Source organism: Micromonospora sp. BS32, from assembly GCF_059089345.1.
Genome location: NZ_JBSSHR010000046.1, coordinates 1 through 2,374 on the forward strand (window position 1 = coordinate 1; position 2,374 = coordinate 2,374).

Consider the following 2,374-nt stretch of genomic DNA (forward strand, 5'->3'; position numbering starts at 1 on the left):
GCTCGACGAGCACATGGAGAACATCCGCGACTTCCTGGCCATCGTTGACCCCACCACGGGATACATCGAAGAAGACTGAGCAGTAGGGCCGTTTGACGTTGCAGTCCACTAAGCGCGCACATCGGCACGTCCGGTTGCAGGCACCCGCGATCCGGTCACGTTCCGCGGCGAGCGGTTCGCGGCAGATCCGGATGCCCGCACGAGTGGTCCACGCCCGGCAGGCACTATGGAATCATGCTCGTCGAGGTAGAGAAGATCGCCAGGTTCCCGGGGAGCCCCGTCCTAGCCCAGGTCAGAACGTCGATTGGGCATACCGCAGTCCGCTGGTGCGGTGAACCGGACGCCCCTGCGGGGCAGTACCACGTCGAGTGGGAGATCGACGAGGAGATCGTCTGGGCTCGGAACGCCAAGCCGGCTGCCGAAGCCGCTGCGGGACTACAGCAGGGCGGTCACTGCGTCATCGTTCGCGGTCGGCTGGACCTCACGCCGACGGTATGGGGATCCTCGACCTCGACGGCGCACTGATCTTGCTTGACCTCGTTGATCCGATCCCCAGGGACTTCAGCGACACCTGGGTCGAGCTCTACCTTCAGCGCGAGAACGTCGCTCTCTACCCATACGACGTCTGACTACCGCTGTCGAGCCAGACGACGCCCTCGCCGCTGCATTCCCTCTCGACGGCGTCCCATCGGCCAGTGGGTAGCCGATGCAATCATCTCGGCAAGGTCGGACGTCCCGACGCCCGACTCGCGGCATGAGAGTGCACCGCCGACCAGTGAGTGCGAGAGCCACTGTGCGCTCCGTCGCGCCGCCGATGCTAGGTTCGCCGCATGACGGTGCAGATCACGGCCGGGCAGTTCCACGCGGCCGACGGTGTCGAGGACTGGCGCTGCCTCTACCACGTGGTCTCGGCGTATTTCCGCACCGGATCGCTGGCCAAGGGCATAGCGCTCGTCGATGAGGTCGGCCGCCTCGTCGGTGGCGCGGAGCAGCAGTACGTCAGCGTCGATCTGCGTCATGCCGGCGTCACGGTGTCCCTGTTGTCGCGCGACGTTGCGCTGGCCCGGCGGATCTCGGCTGCCGCCAGGGACCTGGACATCCCCGCCGACCCGACCGCCGTGCAGCTCATCAACGTCACCCTCGACGCCCTCGTCCGCGCGGACGTGCTGCCGTTCTGGCGGGCGCTGCTGGGTTACCGCCAGATCGATGATGACTATCTAGCCGACCCGGCGCGCCGGGGGCCGGGCTTCGGGTTGCAGCCAATGGACGCCCGGCGTCCACAACGCAACCGCATGCACCTTGATGTCGCCGTCCCGCATGATCAGGCCGAGGCCCGCATCGCCGCCGCATTGGCCGCGGGTGGCCAGCTGGTCTCTGATGCGCACGCACCGAAGTGGTGGGTCCTGGCCGACGCCGAGGGCAACGAGGCGTGCGTCGCCACCTGGGTCGGCCGAGAATAGCGGCCTACTCGAAGGTTCACGGCCACATCCGACCGTATCGACGCGCGCTCGCTGACGTGGTCCGGCACTAACAGACACACTGGCTTAACCGTCGGCCACACTTACGGCATGACGACGACGATCGTGCCAATAGCCTCCGCCCATCCGGCGTTCGATCAGGTAGCTGCTCTGTTCGACGACTACCGGGCGCACTACGGCCAACCGTCAACCCCAGAGATCACCCGCTCCTGGCTGCACGACCAACTCGCACAACACCGGATCTCCGCCGCTGCCGCCACCCGAGCTGATCACGTCTGCGGCTTCATCACGGTCACGATCATGCCGGCATCGCTCATGCTGGGCACCTCATGGTCGATCCGCGACCTCTACGTGGCCCCGCACCATCGCCGCAGCGGTATCGCGAACGCCCTGCTCCAGCACGTCATCCACAACGCCCGTGCCGCTGGCGCGCATCGCGTTTCACTCCAAACCGAGACCGACAACACCCCCGCTCTGACGCTCTACACCGACATCGGCTTCCAGCCCGTCACCGGCCTGGAACTACTCAACCTCACCTTCGATCCCACCCGCCAAGATCCAGGAGACACGGCCTAGACAGACCAGTTCCACCACCCGGTCTCGATCGAGGACGTACAGGGATGCGGTCGCAGACACCTCGGAGCCCCCCACATCGCGGTCCGGGACGACAGCATAGTGACGCACGCTCATCGGCCATGACCGCGCGACTCGCGGCAGATCCGGACGTAACACGGTTCCTCGGACCAGTGTGGCCAACGGGTGCTGGAGAGGGTCTGCTGCACCGATAGGTGACAGTTTCAGTCACGCGGCCTGACTGGCCGGTGGGGTCATGATGGTCTCGTACTCGATAGGGGTCAACCGGGACAGAGAGTGTTGTCGTCGGCGGCGGTGGTAGG

At 65.9% G+C, this 2,374-nt stretch carries 3 protein-coding genes; all 3 read left to right on the forward strand.

Annotated features, from left to right (window positions below; genetic code table 11):
* Window positions 1–234: 234 nt before the first annotated feature.
* A complete protein-coding gene (locus AC5RWQ_RS30110) occupies window positions 235–525 on the forward strand; it encodes a hypothetical protein (RefSeq protein WP_494285983.1) in 291 nt (96 codons plus the stop codon).
* A gap of 305 nt (window positions 526–830) precedes the next feature.
* Window positions 831–1,460 carry a 4a-hydroxytetrahydrobiopterin dehydratase family protein gene (locus AC5RWQ_RS30115; RefSeq protein WP_494285984.1) on the forward strand — a complete coding sequence of 210 codons (630 nt, stop codon included), beginning with the start codon at window positions 831–833 and terminating at the stop codon, window positions 1,458–1,460.
* Window positions 1,461–1,568: 108 nt separating this feature from the next.
* Window positions 1,569–2,054 carry a GNAT family N-acetyltransferase gene (locus AC5RWQ_RS30120; RefSeq protein WP_494285985.1) on the forward strand — a complete coding sequence of 162 codons (486 nt, stop codon included), beginning with the start codon at window positions 1,569–1,571 and terminating at the stop codon, window positions 2,052–2,054.
* Window positions 2,055–2,374 lie beyond the last annotated feature (320 nt).